General features: G+C 69.8%; 20 protein-coding genes. 16 read left to right on the top strand and 4 right to left on the bottom strand.

From position 1 onward, the window contains the following. Positions 1 to 96: 96 nt before the first annotated feature. Entirely contained in the window at positions 97 to 867 is a 771-nt protein-coding gene (gene phnF / locus PMI14_RS32865; protein ID WP_007862064.1) for a phosphonate metabolism transcriptional regulator PhnF, read from the bottom strand. A 75-nt stretch (positions 868 to 942) separates the two neighbouring features. Here phnF and phnG point away from each other — a divergent pair, with 75 nt between their 5' ends. From phnG to PMI14_RS32805, 12 genes are all read left to right on the top strand, one after another. Further along, positions 943 to 1470, top strand: a complete 528-nt coding sequence (phnG, locus tag PMI14_RS32860) for a phosphonate C-P lyase system protein PhnG (protein ID WP_007862062.1) — start codon at positions 943 to 945, stop codon at positions 1468 to 1470. Then, positions 1467 to 2108 carry a phosphonate C-P lyase system protein PhnH gene (gene phnH, locus PMI14_RS32855; RefSeq protein ID WP_007862060.1) on the top strand — a complete coding sequence of 214 codons (642 nt, stop codon included), beginning with the start codon at positions 1467 to 1469 and terminating at the stop codon, positions 2106 to 2108. The genes phnG and phnH overlap by 4 nt, the downstream gene beginning before the upstream one ends. A 5-nt stretch (positions 2109 to 2113) precedes the next feature. Beyond that, the gene (locus PMI14_RS32850) at positions 2114 to 3229 is read left to right on the top strand and encodes a carbon-phosphorus lyase complex subunit PhnI (protein ID WP_007862059.1); all 1116 of its coding nucleotides are present in this window, start codon (positions 2114 to 2116) and stop codon (positions 3227 to 3229) included. Beyond that, on the top strand, positions 3226 to 4140 hold the full coding sequence (locus PMI14_RS32845; protein ID WP_007862058.1) for an alpha-D-ribose 1-methylphosphonate 5-phosphate C-P-lyase PhnJ: 915 nt from the start codon (positions 3226 to 3228) through the stop codon (positions 4138 to 4140). Before PMI14_RS32850 ends, PMI14_RS32845 begins: the two co-directional genes overlap by 4 nt. Beyond that, complete coding sequence (locus PMI14_RS32840; RefSeq protein WP_007862057.1) at positions 4137 to 4595, top strand: GNAT family N-acetyltransferase; 459 nt, start codon at positions 4137 to 4139, stop codon at positions 4593 to 4595. The genes PMI14_RS32845 and PMI14_RS32840 overlap by 4 nt, the downstream gene beginning before the upstream one ends. A 5-nt stretch (positions 4596 to 4600) precedes the next feature. Then, positions 4601 to 5392, top strand: a complete 792-nt coding sequence (phnK, locus tag PMI14_RS32835; protein ID WP_007862054.1) for a phosphonate C-P lyase system protein PhnK — start codon at positions 4601 to 4603, stop codon at positions 5390 to 5392. After that, on the top strand, positions 5389 to 6120 hold the full coding sequence (phnL, locus tag PMI14_RS32830; RefSeq protein WP_007862052.1) for a phosphonate C-P lyase system protein PhnL: 732 nt from the start codon (positions 5389 to 5391) through the stop codon (positions 6118 to 6120). Before phnK ends, phnL begins: the two co-directional genes overlap by 4 nt. Next, positions 6117 to 7274 carry an alpha-D-ribose 1-methylphosphonate 5-triphosphate diphosphatase gene (locus tag PMI14_RS32825; protein WP_007862050.1) on the top strand — a complete coding sequence of 386 codons (1158 nt, stop codon included), beginning with the start codon at positions 6117 to 6119 and terminating at the stop codon, positions 7272 to 7274. Before phnL ends, PMI14_RS32825 begins: the two co-directional genes overlap by 4 nt. Positions 7275 to 7366: 92 nt before the next feature. Next, on the top strand, positions 7367 to 8227 hold the full coding sequence (gene phnC, locus PMI14_RS32820) for a phosphonate ABC transporter ATP-binding protein (protein WP_007862048.1): 861 nt from the start codon (positions 7367 to 7369) through the stop codon (positions 8225 to 8227). Between the two features lie 71 nt (positions 8228 to 8298). Then, the gene (phnD, locus tag PMI14_RS32815) at positions 8299 to 9246 is read left to right on the top strand and encodes a phosphonate ABC transporter substrate-binding protein (RefSeq protein ID WP_007862046.1); all 948 of its coding nucleotides are present in this window, start codon (positions 8299 to 8301) and stop codon (positions 9244 to 9246) included. 41 nt (positions 9247 to 9287) lie between these two features. Beyond that, complete coding sequence (phnE, locus tag PMI14_RS32810) at positions 9288 to 10094, top strand: phosphonate ABC transporter, permease protein PhnE (protein WP_007862043.1); 807 nt, start codon at positions 9288 to 9290, stop codon at positions 10092 to 10094. Positions 10095 to 10107: 13 nt separating this feature from the next. Continuing rightward, entirely contained in the window at positions 10108 to 10665 is a 558-nt protein-coding gene (locus tag PMI14_RS32805; RefSeq protein WP_007862042.1) for a phosphonate degradation HD-domain oxygenase, read from the top strand. Here the strand turns inward: PMI14_RS32805 and PMI14_RS32800 are convergent, their stop codons facing one another. The 3 genes from PMI14_RS32800 to PMI14_RS32790 all read right to left on the bottom strand — a co-directional run bounded on the left by PMI14_RS32800 (position 10666) and on the right by PMI14_RS32790 (position 13635). Further along, positions 10666 to 11532 (bottom strand): VOC family protein, encoded by an 867-nt coding sequence (locus PMI14_RS32800; protein WP_007862039.1) that lies wholly within the window; start codon positions 11530 to 11532, stop codon positions 10666 to 10668. It lies immediately after the preceding gene. Between the two features lie 42 nt (positions 11533 to 11574). After that, positions 11575 to 12603, bottom strand: coding sequence for a tripartite tricarboxylate transporter substrate binding protein (locus tag PMI14_RS32795; RefSeq protein ID WP_007862037.1), 1029 nt, complete (start codon positions 12601 to 12603; stop codon positions 11575 to 11577). A gap of 111 nt (positions 12604 to 12714) precedes the next feature. Then, positions 12715 to 13635 (bottom strand): LysR family transcriptional regulator, encoded by a 921-nt coding sequence (locus tag PMI14_RS32790; protein WP_007862035.1) that lies wholly within the window; start codon positions 13633 to 13635, stop codon positions 12715 to 12717. An 82-nt stretch (positions 13636 to 13717) separates the two neighbouring features. Between PMI14_RS32790 and PMI14_RS32785 the strand changes: the two genes are divergently transcribed. From PMI14_RS32785 to PMI14_RS32770, 4 genes are all read left to right on the top strand, one after another. Beyond that, positions 13718 to 15862, top strand: coding sequence for a xanthine dehydrogenase family protein molybdopterin-binding subunit (locus tag PMI14_RS32785; RefSeq protein WP_052024572.1), 2145 nt, complete (start codon positions 13718 to 13720; stop codon positions 15860 to 15862). A 30-nt stretch (positions 15863 to 15892) separates the two neighbouring features. Continuing rightward, a complete protein-coding gene (locus PMI14_RS32780; RefSeq protein ID WP_007862032.1) occupies positions 15893 to 16873 on the top strand; it encodes a dihydrodipicolinate synthase family protein in 981 nt (326 codons plus the stop codon). Between the two features lie 13 nt (positions 16874 to 16886). Further along, on the top strand, positions 16887 to 17390 hold the full coding sequence (locus tag PMI14_RS32775) for a (2Fe-2S)-binding protein (RefSeq protein WP_007862031.1): 504 nt from the start codon (positions 16887 to 16889) through the stop codon (positions 17388 to 17390). Beyond that, on the top strand, positions 17387 to 18263 hold an 877-nt coding region (locus PMI14_RS32770), incomplete at its 3' end, for a xanthine dehydrogenase family protein subunit M (protein ID WP_007862030.1). The genes PMI14_RS32775 and PMI14_RS32770, both read left to right, overlap by 4 nt.

The raw sequence follows: 18263 nt of genomic DNA, 5'->3' as shown, positions 1-18263 counted from the left end.
CCCCCCAGCCAGTGGCTGCCGGCCAGCCAGGCCAGGGTGCCGGGGTGGGGCGCGAAGTACACCGCATAGCGGTGCGCGGTAGCGGGGGAGGGGGTGTTACTCGTCGTCATGGGTGATGGTGAGTTTGACGCGGTCGCCCGCGAACCAGGCGCGTGCCCATTCAATGGGCGTACCGGCCAGGTCGACGTTCAGGCTCTCGACCAGCAGCACCGGGCGCGCGGCGGGCTGGCGCAGCTCGGCGGCCACGGTGGCATCGGGCAGCTCGGCGGTGATGCGGCTCTCGCGCCGGGTGTAGTCGGCCACGCCGTGTGCGGTGAAGCCGGCGGTGATGGAGCCGGTCTCGCGCACCACGGCGGCCAGGCCGTCGAAGCGGGGCAGGGGAAAGTAGCGCTCGCTCACGTGCAGCGGCTGGCCCTCGGCCTGGCCGATCACGCGCAATTGCAACAGCGGGCTGCGGGCCGGCACCTGCAGGGCCTTGGCCAGCGCGGCCGTGGCGCGCACCGTCTGTTCCTGCAGCACCACCAGGCTGCCGCGCAGGCCCGCCTGGGCCAGGCCCTGCTGGTGGCGCACGCGTTTGCCCAGGGCCAGGTCCACCGCGAAGTCCTCCACGTAGGTGCCGCTGCCCTGGGTGATGCGCACCAGCCCCTGGCTGCACAGGCTGGCCAGCGAGCGGCGGATGGTGTGGCGGTTCACCCCGAACTGCTCGGCCAAGGCATGTTCCGAGGGCAGGCGCTGGCCCGGGGGGTAGATGCCGCTGCCGATGGCCTCGGCCAGTTCGGCGGCAATGCGGGTCCAGAAGCTGTCGCGTGCCGGGCGTGCGGCAGGGGCGGGGTGGGCAAGAACTTGTGTGCTGGTGGTGGCTGTCATGAAACCTACATGCGCGCTGTCTAAGCTGGCGCCAGTTGTTTAATTTGTCTATACAACTTCAAGAGTACCACCTCCATGTTTCAAGCCTTTGACAACCCTGGTCCGGGCCGCCCGCTGGCGCGGGCGCACTGGATGGCGCTGCTCGCCCGGGCACCCATCGACATCCTGGAGCCTGCGCTGCACGGCCATGCCGCGCTGCCCGCACGCTGGCTGCGTGCCCCCGAAACCGGGCTGATGATGGTGCAGGGCCGCGCCGGCGGCACCGGCGAGCGCTTCAACCTGGGCGAGGTCACGGTCACCCGCTGCGCACTGCGCGTGCAGGCGGATGCTGCCGAGGGTGGTGAACCCACCGTGGGCGTGGCCTACGTGCTCGGCCGCTCGCACCGCCAGGTGCAGTTGGCCGCGCTGGCCGATGCGCTGCTGCAGGACCCTGCGCGCCAGGCCGCGCTCGACGCCAGCCTGCTCGACCCCATCCGCCGCCACCTGGCCCAGGCGCAGTCCGAGCGCCAGGCCCGCGCGGCCAGCACGCGGGTGGACTTCTTCACCGTGGCGCGCGAGAGCGGCAGCATCAACGACGACGGCGGCGAGGAGGAACAGGAATGAGCACTACCCCGACGACCTCCCTGTCCGCACTGGGTGCAGGCTTTTCCAGCGAGGCCCTGGGCAGCCAGGGCGTGTTCCGCTCGGTGCTCAAGGCGCTGTCCCAGCCTGGCGACCCGGTGGCGCTGGAGCACGATGCCGAGGTGCCCGCCACGGGCCACGCCGCATCGGCCGCCGTGCTGCTGGCCCTGCTCGACAGCGAGTGCACGCTGTGGCTCTCGCCCACGCTCGCTGCCAGCCAGGCCGGCACCTGGCTGCGCTTTCACACCGGCTGCGTGCTGGTGGACGCCCCCGGGCAGGCCCGGTTTGCCTGGGTGGCCGCAGGGGACGCCCTGCCCGCGCTGGCCAGCCTGCAGCGCGGCAGCGACGAGTACCCCGACCAGTCCGCCACCTGCGTGATCGACGTCGCGGTGCTGGCGCCCGCGCTGGCCGGCACGGACAGCTGGCGCCTGTTGGGCCCCGGCATCCAGGCGGTGCAGCACCTGCGCGTGGCCGGCCTGCCCGAGGACTTTGTGCCGCAGTGGGCCGACAACCACGGCGCCTTCCCGCGCGGGGTGGATGTGGTGCTGGCCACGGCCACGCACATCGCCGGCCTGCCGCGCACCACCCGCATCGAATCACCATCCACCGTGGAGGCCTGAGCCGCATGTACGTTGCCGTCAAGGGCGGGGAAACCGCCATCCTCAACAGCTACCGCCTGCTGGCCGAGCAGCGCCGGGGCGACACGGCCGAGCCGGAACTCTCGGTGGCGCAGATCCGCGCGCAGCTCAAGCTGGCCGTGGACCGCGTGATGACCGAAGGCTCGGTCTACGATCCCGAGCTGGCGGCCCTGGCCATCAAGCAGGCGGCGGGCGACTTGGTGGAAGCCATCTTCCTGCTGCGCGCCTACCGCGCCACCTTGCCGCGCCTGGGCACCACCTTGCCGCTGGACACCGCGCGCATGGCACTCACCCGGCGCATCTCGGCCACCTTCAAGGACCTGCCCGGGGGCCAGGTGCTCGGCCCCACCTACGACTACACCCAGCGCCTGCTCGACTTCACGCTGCTGGCCCAGGGCGATGCACCGGCTGCAGCGGCCGCCCCCGCACCGCTGGCCGATGCACCGGCGACCACGCCGCGCGTGGTCGACCTGCTCAACCAGGAAGGGCTGATCGAGACCCGCCCCATTCCCGAAGGCGACCCGGCCCCGGCCGACCTCACGCGCGAGCCGCTGCGCTTTCCGGCCAACCGGGCCACGCGCCTGCAGAACCTGGCGCGCGGCGACGAGGGCTTCCTGTTGGCCATGGCGTATTCCACGCAGCGCGGCTACGCGCACTCGCACCCCTTCGTCGGCGAGCTGCGCCTGGGCACGGTGGCGCTGGAAGTCGTGCCCGAGGAACTGGGCTTTGCCATCTCCATCGGCGACATGGAGCTCACCGAGTGCGAGATGGTCAACCAGTTCGCGGGCAGCAAGCAGCAGCCGCCGCAGTTCACGCGCGGCTACGGCCTGGCCTTCGGCCACAGCGAGCGCAAGGCCATGGCCATGAGCCTGGTGGACCGCGCCCTGCGCGCCGACGAGCTGGGCGAGCCGGTGGAGTCGCCCGCGCAGATGCAGGAGTTCGTGCTCTCGCACAGCGACAGCCTGGAAGCCTCGGGCTTCGTGCAGCACCTGAAGCTGCCGCACTACGTGGACTTCCAGTCCGAGCTGGAGCTGGTGCGCCGCATGCGTGCCACCGCGGCCACAGCCCCTGCCGACGACACCCCCGAAGGAGACGACGCATGAACGCGCCCCACGAGCCCGCACTGATGGGCCTGCCGGCCGATGCCGCAGCCACGGACGGCCACTTCAACTTCGCTTACCTGGATGAGCGCACCAAGCGCATGATCCGCCGGGCCATCCTCAAGGCCGTGGCCATTCCGGGCTACCAGGTGCCCTTCGGTTCGCGCGAGATGCCGCTGCCCTATGGCTGGGGCACGGGCGGCATCCAGGTCACGGCGGCCATCATCGGGCCTGACGACTGCCTCAAGGTCATCGACCAGGGCTCGGACGACACGGTCAACGCCGTCAACATCCGCCGCTTCTTCGAGCGCACCACGGGCGTGGCCACCACCACGCGCACCACCGAGGCCACGCTGATCCAGACGCGCCACCGCATCCCCGAGACGCCGCTGGCGGAGGGTCAGGTCCTCGTCTACCAAGTGCCGGTGCCCGAACCCATGCAGCGCCTGGAGCCGCGCGAGACCGAGACACGCACCCTGCACGGCCTGGCCGAGTACGGGCTCATGCACGTCAAGCTCTACGAGGACATCGCGCGCTACGGCCACATCGCCACCACCTACGACTACCCGGTGCTGGTCAATGGCCGCTATGTGATGGCGCCGTCGCCCATCCCCAAGTTCGACAACCCCAAGATGCACATGAACCCGGCGCTGCAGCTCTTCGGCGCGGGCCGCGAAAAGCGCATCTACGCCGTGCCGCCCTACACGCCGGTGGAAAGCCTGGGCTTCGAGGACCACCCCTTCGAGGTGCAGCGCTGGGACTGCGGCTGCGCCCTGTGCGGCGCCACGGACAGCTTCCTCGACGAGGTCATCACCGACGACCAGGGCACGCGCATGCATGTGTGCTCCGACTCCGACTACTGCCAGGAGCGCCAGGCCGCGGCGGTAGCCGCGTCCGAAGGGGAGCCCGCATGAGCACCGTGATCCTGCGCGAAGCCACCGAGGCCGATCTCGACGAGGTGCTGGCCCTGTACCAGGGCATCGAGGACAGCCCCGAGCACGTGCTCACGCTGGAGGACGCCCGGGCCATGCTGGTGCAGTTCAGCACCTACCCGAGCTACCGGCTGTGGGTGGCCTGCGAGAGCACCGGGTCGGGCGCCGACGTGGTCGGCACCTACACCCTGCTGGTCATGCACAACCTGGCCCACCGGGGCGCGCCTTCGGCCGTCGTCGAGGACGTGGTGGTGGCCGCCGACCGCAAGGGCCAGGGCATCGGTCGCCAGATGATGGCCCACGCCGTGCAGCTGGCGCGCGAGGCCGGTTGCTACAAGCTGGCCCTGTCGTCCCACCGCAAGCGCACCGACGCGCATGCCTTCTACGAATCCCTGGGCTTTGCGCAGCATGGCCTGAGCTTCTCCATCGAACCCTGATCGCCATGGACGCCACCCTTTCATCCCCCACCCCCCTGCTCAGCGTGCGCGGCATCGGCAAGCGCTACGGCCAGCGCGTCGCGCTGCAGGATGCCTCGTTCGACCTGTGGCCCGGCGAGGTGCTGGCCGTGGTCGGCGAGTCCGGCTCGGGCAAGTCCACCCTGCTCAACGCCGTGGCCGCACGCAGCCGGTCCGATGCGGGCAGCGTGCACTTCCAGGACCGCAGCGGCACGCTGCAGGACGTGCTGGCCATGGGCGAGGCACAGCAGCGCCTGCTGGCGCGCACCGACTGGGGCTTCGTGCACCAGAACGCGGCCGACGGCCTGCGCATGGACGTTTCGGCCGGCGCCAATGTGGGCGAGCGCCTCATGGGCCTGGGCGAGCGCCACTATGGCCGGCTGCGCGCCACCGCCACCGAATGGCTGCAGCGCGTGGAGATCGATGCCAGCCGCATCGACGACGCGCCGCGCGCCTTCTCGGGCGGCATGCGCCAGCGCCTGCAGATCGCCCGCAACCTGGTCACCCAGCCGCGCCTGGTGTTCATGGACGAGCCCACCTCGGGCCTCGATGTCTCGGTGCAGGCGCGCCTGCTGGACCTGTTGCGCCAGCTCACGCGGCAGATGCAGCTGGCGGCCATCGTCGTCACCCATGACCTGGCCGTGGCCCGCCTGCTGGCCCACCGCATGGTGGTGATGCAGCGCGGCCGGGTGGTCGAGTCGGGCCTCACCGACCAGGTGCTCGACGACCCCCAACACCCCTACACCCAGCTCCTCGTTTCCTCGGTACTGCAACCATGATGATGAACACCCACCCACCCATCCTGGAGCTCAAGGGCGTGGCAAAGCGCTTCACCCTGCACCACCAGAACGGCATCGAGCTGCCCGTGCTCGGCAACGTGGACCTCCGCGTGGGCCCCGGCGAATGCGTGGTGCTCGACGGCCCGTCGGGCATGGGCAAGAGCACGCTGCTCAAGATGGTCTATGCCAACTACCGCGCCAACGCCGGCAGCATCCGCGTGCAGCCAGCCACCGGCCCCGCGGTGGACGTGACCCGGGCCACGCCGCGCGAGCTGGTGCAGCTGCGCCGCGACACCATCGGCTACGTGAGCCAGTTCCTGCGCGTGATCCCCCGCGTGAGCGCGCTCGACGTGGTGGCCGAGCCGCTGGCCGAAGACGCCGGCAGCGACGAGGCGGCCCTGGCGGCCGCGCGCGACACCGCCCGCACCTGGCTCGACCGTCTGCGCATTCCCGAACGCCTGTGGCACCTGCCGCCCGCCACCTTCTCGGGCGGGGAGCAGCAGCGCATCAACATCGCCCGCAACATGATCAAGCCCAAGCCCCTCTTGCTGCTCGACGAGCCCACCGCATCGCTCGACGCCGCCAACACCGACACCGTGATCGCCATGGTCCGCGAGGCCGTGGCGCGCGGCGCCGCGCTGGTCGGCATCTTCCACGACGCGCATGTGGGCGCCGCCGTGGCCACGCGCCGCGTGAACGTGGCGGACTTCCGCGGGGTGGCCGCATGAGCGCAGCAGCTGTATTTCACAACGCCCGCATGGTGCTGCCCGGCGAGGTGGTGCAAGGCTCGCTGTCGGTGCGGGGCGGGCGCATCGACACCCTGGCTTCGGGCGGCACGGCCGCGCTGCAAGGCATCGACCTGGGCGGGGACTACCTGCTGCCTGGCCTGGTGGAGGTGCATACCGACAACTTCGAGCGCCACCTGATGCCGCGCCCCAAGGTGCAGTGGGCCGAGATGCCGGCGCTGCTGGCGCACGACGCCGAGATTGCCGCGGCCGGCATCACCACCGTGCTCGACGCGCTGGGCGTGGGCGAGGCCGACGTGGACAGCCTGCGCGGCAGCGCCTGGAACCGCGTGCTCGACACCATCGATACCTGCACCGAGCGCAACCTGCTGCGCGCCGACCACCACCTGCACGTGCGCTGCGAGCTGCCGGCGCCCAACACCATCGACCTGTTCGGCCCCTTCCACGGGCATCCGCGCCTGTCGCTGATCTCGCTGATGGACCACACCCCGGGGCAGCGCCAGTGGGAGAACCTGGAGCAGGCGCGCACCTACTACACCGGCAAGAAGGGCTGGAGCAGCGAGAAGTTCGAGCGCCAGGTGCAGCATGCCGCCACCCTGCAGGCGCAGTACGCCGAGCCGCACCGTGCCTATTTCGTGGACTACTGCCGCACCCATGGCATCGCGCTGGCCAGCCACGACGACACCACGGTGGCGCATGTGGAGCAGGCCCATGCCGAGGGCGCGGGCATGTCGGAGTTTCCGACCACGCTGGCGGCGGCCCAGGCAGCGCACGAGCGCGGCCTGCTCACCGTGATGGGCGGGCCCAACGTGGTGCGCGGTGGCTCGCATTCGGGCAACGTGGCGGCGGCCGATCTGGCGCGCCAGGGCCTCCTGGACATCCTTTCGTCCGACTACGTGCCCGGCAGCCTGCTGAGCGCCGTGATGCGTCTGGTGCACGACGGCATCCTCACCCTGCCCGAGGCCGTGGCCACCGTCACGCGCAACCCGGCGCGCGCTTCGGGCATGCACGACCGGGGCGAGCTGGTTCCCGGCCTGCGCGCGGACCTGATCCAGGTGCACGTGGCCGACCTGCCCGGCGGCGCCCAGCAGGCCGTGGTGCGCGGTGTCTGGCGCGAAGGGCAGCGGGTTCTCTGAACGTAGCTTGACATGCAAATTTCCCGCAACTGTCAAGGCACTGTCACAGCCGCCTCCCAAACTGCATTTGTATAGACGACTTGGAATCCGCCATGCCCATCGCCCTCCGCATCGAGCAACTGAACAAGCATTTCGCCAACGGCAAGCACGCGCTGCGCGACATCGACCTCACGGTGCATGCCGGCGAGATGGTGGCGCTGATCGGTGCCTCGGGCTCGGGCAAGTCCACGCTGCTGCGCCATGTGGCCGGCCTGGTCGTGGCCGACGGCGACAGCCACTCGCTGATCGAGGTCGATGGCCGCTGCGTGCAGCAGGGCGGGCGCATCCACCGCGACATCCGCAAGGTGCGCTCGCAGGTGGGCTTCGTGTTCCAGCAGTTCAACCTGGTGGACCGCCTGCCCGTGATGATGAACGTGCTGGTGGGCATGCTGCACCGCACGCCCAAATGGCGCGGCTGGCTGCGCGTGTTCCGCCCGCACGAGCGCGCCCTGGCACTGGAGGCCCTGGCCCGCGTGGGCATTGCCGACTGCCATGCGCAGCGCGCCTCCACCCTGTCGGGCGGGCAGCAACAGCGCGCGGCGATCGCGCGCACCCTGGTGCAGGGTGCCAAGGTGGTGCTGGCCGACGAACCCATCGCCTCGCTGGACCCCGAATCCTCGCGCAAGGTCATGGACATCCTGGCGCGCATCAACCGCGAGGACGGCAGCACCGTCATCGTCTCGCTGCACCAGGTGGACGTGGCCATCAAGTACTGCCCCCGCGTGGTCGCATTGCACCAGGGGCGGGTGGTCTACGACGGGCCCTCGGCCGCCCTCACGCCGGCACTGCTGCGCGAGCTCTATGGCGTGCAGGCCGACGAGATCCTGGGCGCCAGCCTGCCCCAGGCGCCGGTCACCGCGCCTGCGCAGCAGCCCGCCAATGGCTGGGTGCCGCCCCTGGCCCAGGCGGCCTGAGTCTCCTTCTTCGCTCTCTCCCGCGGTTTCCGCATCCCTTTCGACCGTTCTCCCTTTCACTGGAGCCATCCATGTTCAAGAAACTGTGCGCGACCCTGGCCATCGGCCTGGGCATGACCACGGGCGCCTTCGCCCAGGACATCAACTTCGGCATGATCTCGACCGAAGCGACGCAGAACCTCAAGGCCGACTGGCAGCCCCTGCTGGACGACATGGCCAAGCAGACGGGCCTGAAGATCAACGCCTTCTTCGCCTCCGACTACGCCGGCCTCATCGAAGCCATGCGCTTCAACAAGATGCAGGTCGCCTGGCTGGGCAACAAGTCGGCCATGGAGGCCGTGGACCGCGCCAATGGCGAAGTCTTCGCGCAGATGGTCAACGCCGACGGCACCCAGGGCTACTACTCGCACCTGATCGTGCACAAGGACAGCCCGCTGGCCACGCTGGACGACGTGCTCAAGAACGGCAAGTCGCTGAGCTTCGGCAACGGCGATCCCAACTCCACCTCGGGCTTCCTGGTGCCCGGCTACTACGCCTTTGCCCAGAACAAGATCGACGCCAAGACCCATTTCAAGGTGGCGCGCAGTGCCAACCACGAGACCAATGCCCTGGCCGTGGCCAACAAGCAGGTCGACGTGGCCACCAACAACAGCGAGAACCTCGAGAAGATCAAGGAACGCCAGCCCGAGAAGTTCAAGGACATCAAGATCGTCTGGACCTCGCCGCTGATCGCCCTCGACCCGCTGGTGATGCGCAAGGACCTGCCCGAGCCGCTGAAGGCCAAAATCAAGGACTTCTTCTACAACTACGCCAAGACCGATGCGCGCGAGAAGGAGATCGTGATGAAGATCTCCAAGCTCTCGGGCTTCAAGCCCTCGACCAACGCGCAACTGACACCCATCCGCCAGCTCGACCTGTTCGGCAAGCGCAACAAGATCGAAGGCGACGCCACGCTGGCCGACGCCGACAAGAAAGCCCGCCTGGCCGAGATCGACCAGCAGTTGGCATCCCTGAAGTAAACAAGCCAGCCAGCACGCAACGCATCCGGCCAGTCCCCACCATGTCTTCCGCATTGACCCCTTCGCTCGCGACCCTGGCGAGCACCACTGCGCCCAAGCGCAGCCTCGCCTGGTATCTCTCCTGGGGCATCCTGCTGGTGGTGCTGGCCGCATCCTGGAAGGGCGCCGACATGCGTCCGCTCGACCTCGTCCGCGACTCGGGCAACATGGCCCAGTACGCGGCCGAGTTCTTCCCGCCGAACTTCTCGCAGTGGCAGATCTATGTGCAGGAGATGCTGGTCACGCTGCAGATCGCGCTGTGGGGCACGGCGCTCGCGGTGGTCACGGCCGTGCCGCTGGCGCTGCTGGCCTCGTCCAACATCGCGCCCTGGTGGGTCAACCAGCCGGTGCGCCGCGTGCTCGACGCCTGCCGCGCCATCAACGAGATGGTGTTCGCCATGCTCTTCGTGGTGGCCGTGGGCCTGGGGCCGTTTGCCGGCGTGCTGGCGCTGTGGATCCACACCACGGGCACGCTGGCCAAGCTGTTCTCCGAGGCGGTCGAGGCCATCGACCCGCAGCCCGTGGAAGGCATCCGCTCCACCGGTGCCAGCGCGCTGCACGAAATCATCTACGGCGTGATCCCGCAGGTGATCCCGCTGTGGATCTCCTACACCCTCTACCGCTTCGAGGCCAATGTGCGCTCGGCCTCGGTGGTGGGCATGGTGGGGGCCGGCGGCATCGGCGTGGTGCTGTGGGAGATCATCCGCGGCTTCCAGTACGCCGAGACCTGTGCGGTGATGCTCATCATCGTGGTCACCGTGAGCGTGATCGACCTGGTGTCCGCCCGCATCCGCAAGACCATGATCTAGGGATGGATACGCCATGGCACTGACCCCGCACGACATCGCCCTGCTGCTCACCGAGCGCGGGCAAAAGCAGTACGGCCGCGAGGCCGTGAGCCAGCTCGACCATGCGCTGCAGTGCGCGCACCTGGCCGAAGGGGCAGGCGAAACCCCGGCCACCGTGGTCGCAGCCCTGCTGCACGACCTGGGCCATCTGCTGGCTCCCGCAGCGGCCGAGAACGAGGCACGTGCACCGCGCCAGGACGACCTGCACCAGTACGCGGCCCTGCCGTTCCTGCACGGGGTGCTGCCCGATGCGGTGCTGGAGCCGATCCGCATGCACGTCGATGCCAAGCGCTACCTGTGCGCGGTGGATGCGGGCTATTGGGCCACGCTGTCGCCCGCTTCGCAGCACAGCCTGGGGCTGCAAGGAGGGGCGTATGGTGCGGTGGAGGCGGACCGCTTTGCCAGCCAGCCCTTCGCGCACGAGGCCATTCGCCTGCGCCGCTACGACGACTTGGCCAAGGTGCCGGGCCGGGCCACGCCGCCGCTGCCGCACTACCTGGCGTTGCTGGAGCGGGTCTCCAGCCAGGCCTGATCAGCGGAATTCCGGGATATCGGGCACGGAGCCCCACATGCAGAACGACGTGGGGTGGAACGGGAACTGGCGCGGTGGCGCATCCGGGTCGGTGACCATGCGCACGCCGCTCGAGAACTCGTAGACCATGCCGTCCGGCCCCTCGAAGTAGAGGAACATCGCGCCCGAAGTCGGGTGCTTGCCCGGTCCGAACACCACGCGGATGCCGCGCGATTGCAGCAGATACCAGGCGCGCATCAGGTCATCGATGGACGCCACCTGGTGGTTGATGTGCTGCACGCCCGCATAGCCCGAGGGGAACAGCGCGATCTTGTGGTGCACCTCGTCGATGCGCAAGAGCGGCGCCGCACCGATGCGGTCGCTGACCTTGGCGCTGAGCACCGTGGTCCAGAAGCGCTCGTCGCGCGCCGGGTCGGTGCTGCGCAGGCCCACGTGCGAGAAGCCGGTGTTGCCAGTGTCGCGCGTCGGAAAAAAGCGCACCCCGCTGTGGAAGGGCGACACCGCCAGTTCGATGGCGTTGCCGCTCGGGTCGTTGAAGCCGATGAAGGCCTGCACGCGGCGTTGCTCGCATTCGTCGGCGCGCCCCTCGCGCACCGCATGGCCCAGGCGTTCGAGCTCGGCTGCGGCAGCCTGCAGTTCGGCCATGGACGCGAGCTCGAAGCCGGTGGTGTGGTCCGCCGGGTCGCCGTCGAAGTACACCAGCGTCTGCTCGCGCGCGTCGCTGCGAAAGCCCACGGCCCTGCCATGCCGCGGCGGCCCGTAGCGCTGCCCTTCGCGCAGGCCCAGGATGTCATTGGCGTAGCGGCAGGCGCCATCGAGGTCGCGCGTGCCCAGGCGCACGTAGCTGATGTCCTTGAGTGCAATCATCTTCGTTCTGTCTCCGTCGTTCTGGTGCGAGCCGGTGCCTTGCTAGTCGAGCTTGAGCTTGGCATCGGCGATCACGCGGCCCCACAGCTGGGTCTCCCGGCCAATGTACTCGCCGAACTCGTCGGGCTTCTGGTCGAAGCGGTTGTAGCCCAGCGTGCGGTAGCGGTCGGTGAGGTCCGGCGTGGCCAGGACCTCGGTGATGTCCGCCGCGATCTTCTCGCGCAGGGGCTTGGGCGTGTTGCGCGGGGCGAACAGGCCGAACCAGGCATTGGCCACGAAGGCCTTGGCCTGTGCCGAGCCGGCCATGCCGGGTACTCCCGGCGCGAACGGCGAGGGCTGCGCAGCCGCCACGCCCACGAAGCGGATGCGGCCCGACTTCTCCATGGGCCCGGCGCTGGCGATGCTGCCCAGCGCCCACTGCACCTCGCCGGTGGCCACGGCGGCAAACAGCTGCGGGATTTCCTTGTAGGGCACATGCGTCATGTGCGTGTTCGTGGCGGCCAGCAGGCGCAGCGCGCCCAGGTGGCCGGGGCTGCCCAGGCCCCAGGAGCCGTAGGTGACCCGGTCCGGCGCGGCCAGGGCGGCCTGCACGATGTCGTCGACCGATTTGAAGGGGCTGTCCTTGGCCACGGCGACGAAGAAGTCGGTCTGCAGCGTCGGGCGGATGGGCGCGAAGTCGCGCTGCGGGTCGTAGGGCAGGCGGCTGTACAGGTGCACGTTGGAGGTCAGCATGGTGCTGTCCAGGTGGATCAGCTCATGGCCGTCCGATGCGGCACTGCGCGTGGCATTGAAGGCCACGACACCGTTGCCGCCGGGCTTGTTGTCGACGATGACCGGCTGGCCCCAGCGGCGCGCGAGCTGCTCGGCCACCAGCCGCAGCGAGACATCGGGCCCGCTGCCGGTGGAGGCGGCGGTGGTGATCTTGATGGGCTTGGAAGGCCAGGTGTTCGCCATCGATGGCGTGGCGTGCAGCCAGGCGGCAGTGCCGCCGGCGCCCAGCACCAGGACCTGGCGGCGGGACAAGGGGGAGGAGGGGGCCTGGGTTGGGCTGGCGCCGCAAAGGGGTTTCATGGATCGGTTTCCTTGTGTGTGCGCCGGGACATGTGAGGGCGCCCTACTTTTGTACTGGTGCGCTGCCCCGCTGAACAGAGGCAACACCAGCAAAACCGATCGAAAAACCGCTTAAATCGCGCTCTGGTCTGCGTATTTTGTGAACAGCTTCAAGAATGCTTCAGCGGCCATTGAAAATGGCCGTGCGCGGGTGCACAGCGCGACGATTTCCCGCGTCACCACGGGGTCGGTCAGCGGCACCGAGACCACGCGCTGCCCGTCCACGCGCGACAGGCTGTAGGCCGGCAGCACCGAGACCCCGAGGCCCGCCGCGACCAGGCCGACGGCGGTCTGGATGTTGGCCACCTCGAACGCGGGCTTCAGGCGCAGCGTGAGCTGCCCCAGGGTCTGGTCGGCCAGCCGGCGCAGGCCCGTGTTCGAGGTCAGCAGGATCAGGCTCTGGTCCGTGAGGTCGCCCCAGCTCGCCTCGCGGCGCTCGGCCAGCGGGTGGTCGGGGCTGCAGGCCAGCACCAGCGTGTCCTTGTAGAGCACCTGGGAGACCAGGTCCGTCGAGGCCAGGTCGGCGGTGCAGATGCCGAAATCCGACTTGCCCTCGCGCACGTGGGCCACGACCTGGTCCACGGGGGCATCCACCAGGGTCACCGTGACGTTCGGGAACTGCTCGCGAAAGCGTGCGATGACCTCGGGTACCAGGCTGGCCGCCAGCAGCGGCGAGGTCACGACCGAGAGCCGCTCGCTCTTGCGGCGCTTGCTCTCCTGCAGCGTCTGCAGGCCCGAGTCGAGGGCAAAGAACACGTCGCGCACCGTGGGCAGGAACTGGCGGCCGGCCTCGGTCAGCTCGATGCGGCGCGTGGTGCGCTCGAACAGGCGCACGCCGAGTTCTTCCTCCAGCGTGCGCACCAGCATCGACAGCGCCGAGATCGTGAGGTGCATGCGCGCGGCCGCCCGCGTCATGGTGCCTTCGTGCGCGACGAGCCAGAACGCGCGCAGCTGGCGCAGGCTGAGGTTGGAGGGATTGTCCAGGAGGTCCATGGCGCGATTGTGTCGGCAAACTTCAAAGTCTTTCAAAATTATGCGATTGTCCGGCGAAGGGGGCATCGGTCTAATCCGCTCCATGCTGAAAACGGCCTTCACCCCCCTTCGCCGCGAAGATCCCGCCCTGCTCACGGGCCGTGGGCAGTACACCGGCGACGTGGTGGCCGAAGGCGTGCTGCATGCGGTGTTCGTGCGCTCTCCGCTGGCGCACGGCCGGCTGCGTTCGATTGCGACCGGGGCGGCCGAGCAGTCCGCCGGTGTCGTGGCGGTGCTCATTGCCGAGACCTTGCTGGCCCCGTCGGATGCGGACCGCGTGGTCCACATGCCCCCACCCAACCCGCTGCTGCCCGTGGCCAGCGTGCCGCGCATCGAGCCGCTGGCGCGCGGCGAGGTGGTCTATGTCGGCCAACCCGTGGCCCTGGTGCTCGCCCGTTCGCCGGCCCAGGCGCAGCAGGCTGCGTCGTGCGTGCAGCTCGACATCGAGCCGCTGGTGCCCGTGCCGGACTTCGATGGCACCCGTCCCGTGACCGAGGTAGAGCACCACTTCGAGGCAGCGGATGCCTCCACCCACGTGGTCGCCAGCGAAGCCAGCGCCGCGCTGGAGGTGCCGCGCGTGCTGGCCCTGTCGATGGAGCCGCGCGGGATGCTCGCACACTGGCATGGGCCAGTCGGTGCCGATGCTGCACCGGCCCGCCTCACGGTCCACCTGGGCACGCAGTCGCCGACCCGGGCGCAGGCGGATATCGCTGCCGCGCTGGGCTGGGACGAAGCGCGCGTGCGTGTCATCACCGGCAACGTGGGCGGTGCCTTTGGCGCCAAGTCCTCGCTCTGCCCCGAGGAGCTGGCCATCCCGCTGGCCGCACGCCGCGTGGGTGCCTCGGTGCGCTGGATCTCCTCGCGCTCGGACGAGTTCACCTCGGGCATGCACGGCCGGGGGGCGCGCATGTCGGGCCGCCTGTCCGTCACGGCGCAAGGGCGCTTTGCCGCATTGCAGGCCGAGCTGCAGTTCACCCTGGGCGCCTGGCTGCCGTTCTCGGCCGTCGTGCCGCTGCGCAACACGGCGCGCATCCTGCCCGGGCCCTACCGCGTGGCGCGGCTCGACGTGCAGGGGCGCGCCGGCCTGGCCCACACGGCCCCGGTCACCATCTACCGCGGTGCGGGCCGGCCCGAGGCCGCGCTGCTGATGGAAACCCTGGTCGAGCAGGCCGCGCGCGCCGCGGGCATCGACCCGGTGGAACTGCGCCGTCGCAACCTGGTGGAAGCCGCCGACATGCCCTACACCACGCCGACCGGCGAGGTCTTCGACAGTGGCGACTACCGGCGTGCGCTGGAGCTGGCCTGCGAGCGCTTCGGCTACGCGGAGCAGCGCGCGCTGCAGGCGCAGCGCCGCGCCGAGGGCGAGGTGGTGGGCATCGGCATGGCGCTCTATGTCGAGCCCTGCGGCGTGGGCTGGGAGTCGGCGCGCGTGGACTGGCATGAAGACGGCCGCGTGACCGTGGCCACGGGGTCCCCCGCGCAAGGCCAGGGCCACGGCACAACCTATGCGCGCATTGCCGGCGAGGCACTGGGCATGGCCGATGAGCTGGTCGAGGTCGTGTATGGCGACACCGCACTGTGCCCGCCCGGCGTGGGCGCGCTGGCCAGCCGCAGCACCGCCCTTGCGGGCAGCGCCATTGTGCAGGCCTGCCGCGACCTGCTGGCGCGGCGTGCGGCGGGCGAGGCGCTGCCGCTGACCTCGGCGGGCCGTTTCACGGGGGGGGAGGCCTGGAGCTACGGCTGCGTGATCGCGCGCATGGCGGTGGATCGCGACACCGGCCGCCCCACCATCGAGCAGATCACCTGGGCCGACGACGCCGGCCACATCGTCCACCCCGAGTTGGCCAAGGGCCAGCTCATCGGCGGCCTCGCCCAGGGCCTGGGCCAGGCCCTGCTGGAGCGCCTGGTCTACGACGGCGCGGGCCAGTTGGTGACCGGCTCGCTGATGGACTATGCCGCGCCGCGCGCCGACGACATGCCGGCCGCCATCGACATCCACAGTTTTTCCACGCCGAGCCCGCACAACCTGCTGGGCGCCAAGGGCGTGGGCGAAGCTGGCTGCATCGGCGTGCCGGCCGCGCTGATGAACGCGGCGCGCGATGCGCTGGCGCCGGTGGGCGAATGCCCGCTGCAGTTTCCCCTCACCTCCGAACAGTTCTGGCGCGCGATGAGCGGCCAGGGTCTCTGAACCCAACCCATGTCTTGAAAGGAAAACACCATGGATTACAAGAAGTCTGAAGCCAAGGAATACGCCCGCGAACACTTCGTCGGCGTCTGGGCTGCCAACCTCACGCCCTTCGACGGGGCCCTGCGCATCGACGAGAAGGCGCTGCGCCAGAACATGGACCACTGGATCCGCGACCTGAACCTGGGCGGCCTGTTCATCGCGGGCAAGCAGGCCGAGTTCTTCGCCATGTCGATCGAGGAGCGCAAGCGCCTGATCACCCTGTCGGTCGAGGCCGCGCAGGCTGCGGGCAACCGCGGCGGCATCGGCCGCTGCGGCATCATCACCTCGTGCTCGGACACCAACCTCGACGTGGTGCTCGACCTGGCGCGCCATTCGGCCCAGGTCGGTGCCGACTACGTGATCGTGCACAGCCCGGTGCTGCACTTCGGCGCCGACACGGAAGAGACGATCTACGAGTACTACCGCTACCTTTCGGAGCAGCTTGACATCGGCATCGCCATGTGGAACCACCCCGACTGCGGCTATACCATGAGCCCTGAGCTGTGCAACCGCATCGCCGACCTGCCCAACATCGTGGCCATCAAGTACAGCGCCGACCGCGCGCGCTACAAGCGCCTGACCGAACTGGCCGGCCACAAGATCCAGGTGAGCAACCCCTCCGAGGAAGACTGGCTGGAAAACATCATCGAGCTCAACTGGAAGCTCTACCTGTGCTCCACGCCGCCCTTCCTGCTGCAGACCAAGGTGGACCAGCGCATGAACGAGTACACCCGCCTGGCCTTTGCCGGCCAGCACGCCGAAGCGCGCAAGGTGCGCGACAGCCTGGAACCGGTGCGCGCCGCATTCCGCGCCAGCAAGCCCGCCGGCAAGCCGCAGGCGCATGGCAAGGCCTGGCAGGAACTGCTGGGCCAGCACGGCGGCCCCGTGCGCCGGCCGCTGCTGAACATGACCGAGGCCGAGCTGGCTGCCACGCGCGAAGCCTTTGCAGGCTGCGGCCTGCGCCTGGCCTGAGGCGCGCACCCGCATGAGCCAGAGGATGCCGATCCAGTTGCAGGTCAACGGCCAGGTCTGCAGCGTGCAGGTGGAAGCCAACACATTGCTGGTGGATTGCCTGCGTGGCCCGCTGGCCCTGCGCGGCACGCACCAGGGCTGCGACACGGCCCAGTGCGGTGCCTGCACGGTGCAGGTGGACGGCCGGGCCGTGAAGTCGTGCAATGTGCTGGCCCTGCAGGTGCAGGGCCGGGCCGTGCGCACGGTCGAAGGGCTGGCCCCGGCACCCGATCGGCTGCACCCCATGCAGCAGGCCTTCAGCCGGCACCATGCGCTGCAGTGCGGCTTCTGCACGCCGGGCTTCCTGATGCGCGCGGTGGCTCTGGCTGATGAGCCCGAGGCCGCCGAGGAGTCCATCGACCCGCACTGGGTGCGCCATGCCCTGGGCGGCAACCTGTGCCGCTGCACGGGTTACGAGGGCATCGTGAACGCGGTCTGCGAGGGACTGGTCGCCATGCGCGGAACGGAGCCGGCATGAACGCATTGGACTTCCATCGACCTGCTTCGCTGGCCGAGGCGCTTGCGCTGATGCCCGCGTCTGCGCAAGGCAGCCAGGCCTGGCTGGCTGGCGGCCAGTCGCTGCTGGCCGCGATGAAGCTGGGCATGGCCACGCCAGCGGTGCTGGTCGACCTGCAGGACGTGCCGGGCCTGCGCGACATCCGCGTGGAGACCGGGCCGCAGGGTGCGCCAGCGCTCTGGATCGGCGCCATGGCCACGCATGCCAGCGTGGCAGCCAGTGCCACCGTGCGGGGCTTCGCCCCGGGCCTGGCGGCCCTGGCCGGCGGCATCGCCGATGCGCAGGTGCGTGCCATGGGCACCATCGGCGGCTCGCTGGCGCACAACGACCCCGCGGCCTGCTGGCCCACCGGGGTGATGGCGGCGGGTGCCACCATCGTCACCGCGCGGCGCGAGATTGCGGCAGACGATTACTTCCAGGGCCTGTACAGCACGGCGCTGGAACCGGGCGAGCTGATCGTCGGCGTGCGCTTCCCCCGGCTGCAGGGCCTGCATTACCTCAAGTTCGAGCAGCCTGCCTCGCGCTTTGCGCTGGTGGGCGTGGCTGTGGCGCATACCGCGCCGGGCCAGGTGCGCGTGGCCGTGACCGGGCTGGGCATGGGCATCGCGCGCTGGCCTGGGGCCGAACAGGCGCTTGGCGGCCAGTTCGGCCTGGCGGCCTTGTCTGCTATCCCCTCCGATGACCTCACGGCGCTGGGCGACCTGCATGCCTCGGCCGGTTATCGCTGCCATCTGGCCGGGGTGCTGGCCCGGCGCTGCGTGGCCGCCCTCACGGGCGAGGCACTGCCGCGCCATGCGCCGCTGGCGCCATCGGCGGTTCGGCAGGCGCCTGCCA

Origin of the sequence: Acidovorax sp. CF316 (assembly GCF_000276605.1) — a bacterium.
Lineage (GTDB): Bacteria > Pseudomonadota > Gammaproteobacteria > Burkholderiales > Burkholderiaceae_C > Acidovorax.
Note: the sequence above shows the minus strand (reverse complement) of the source record. Positions and strands in the feature narration are given on the sequence as shown.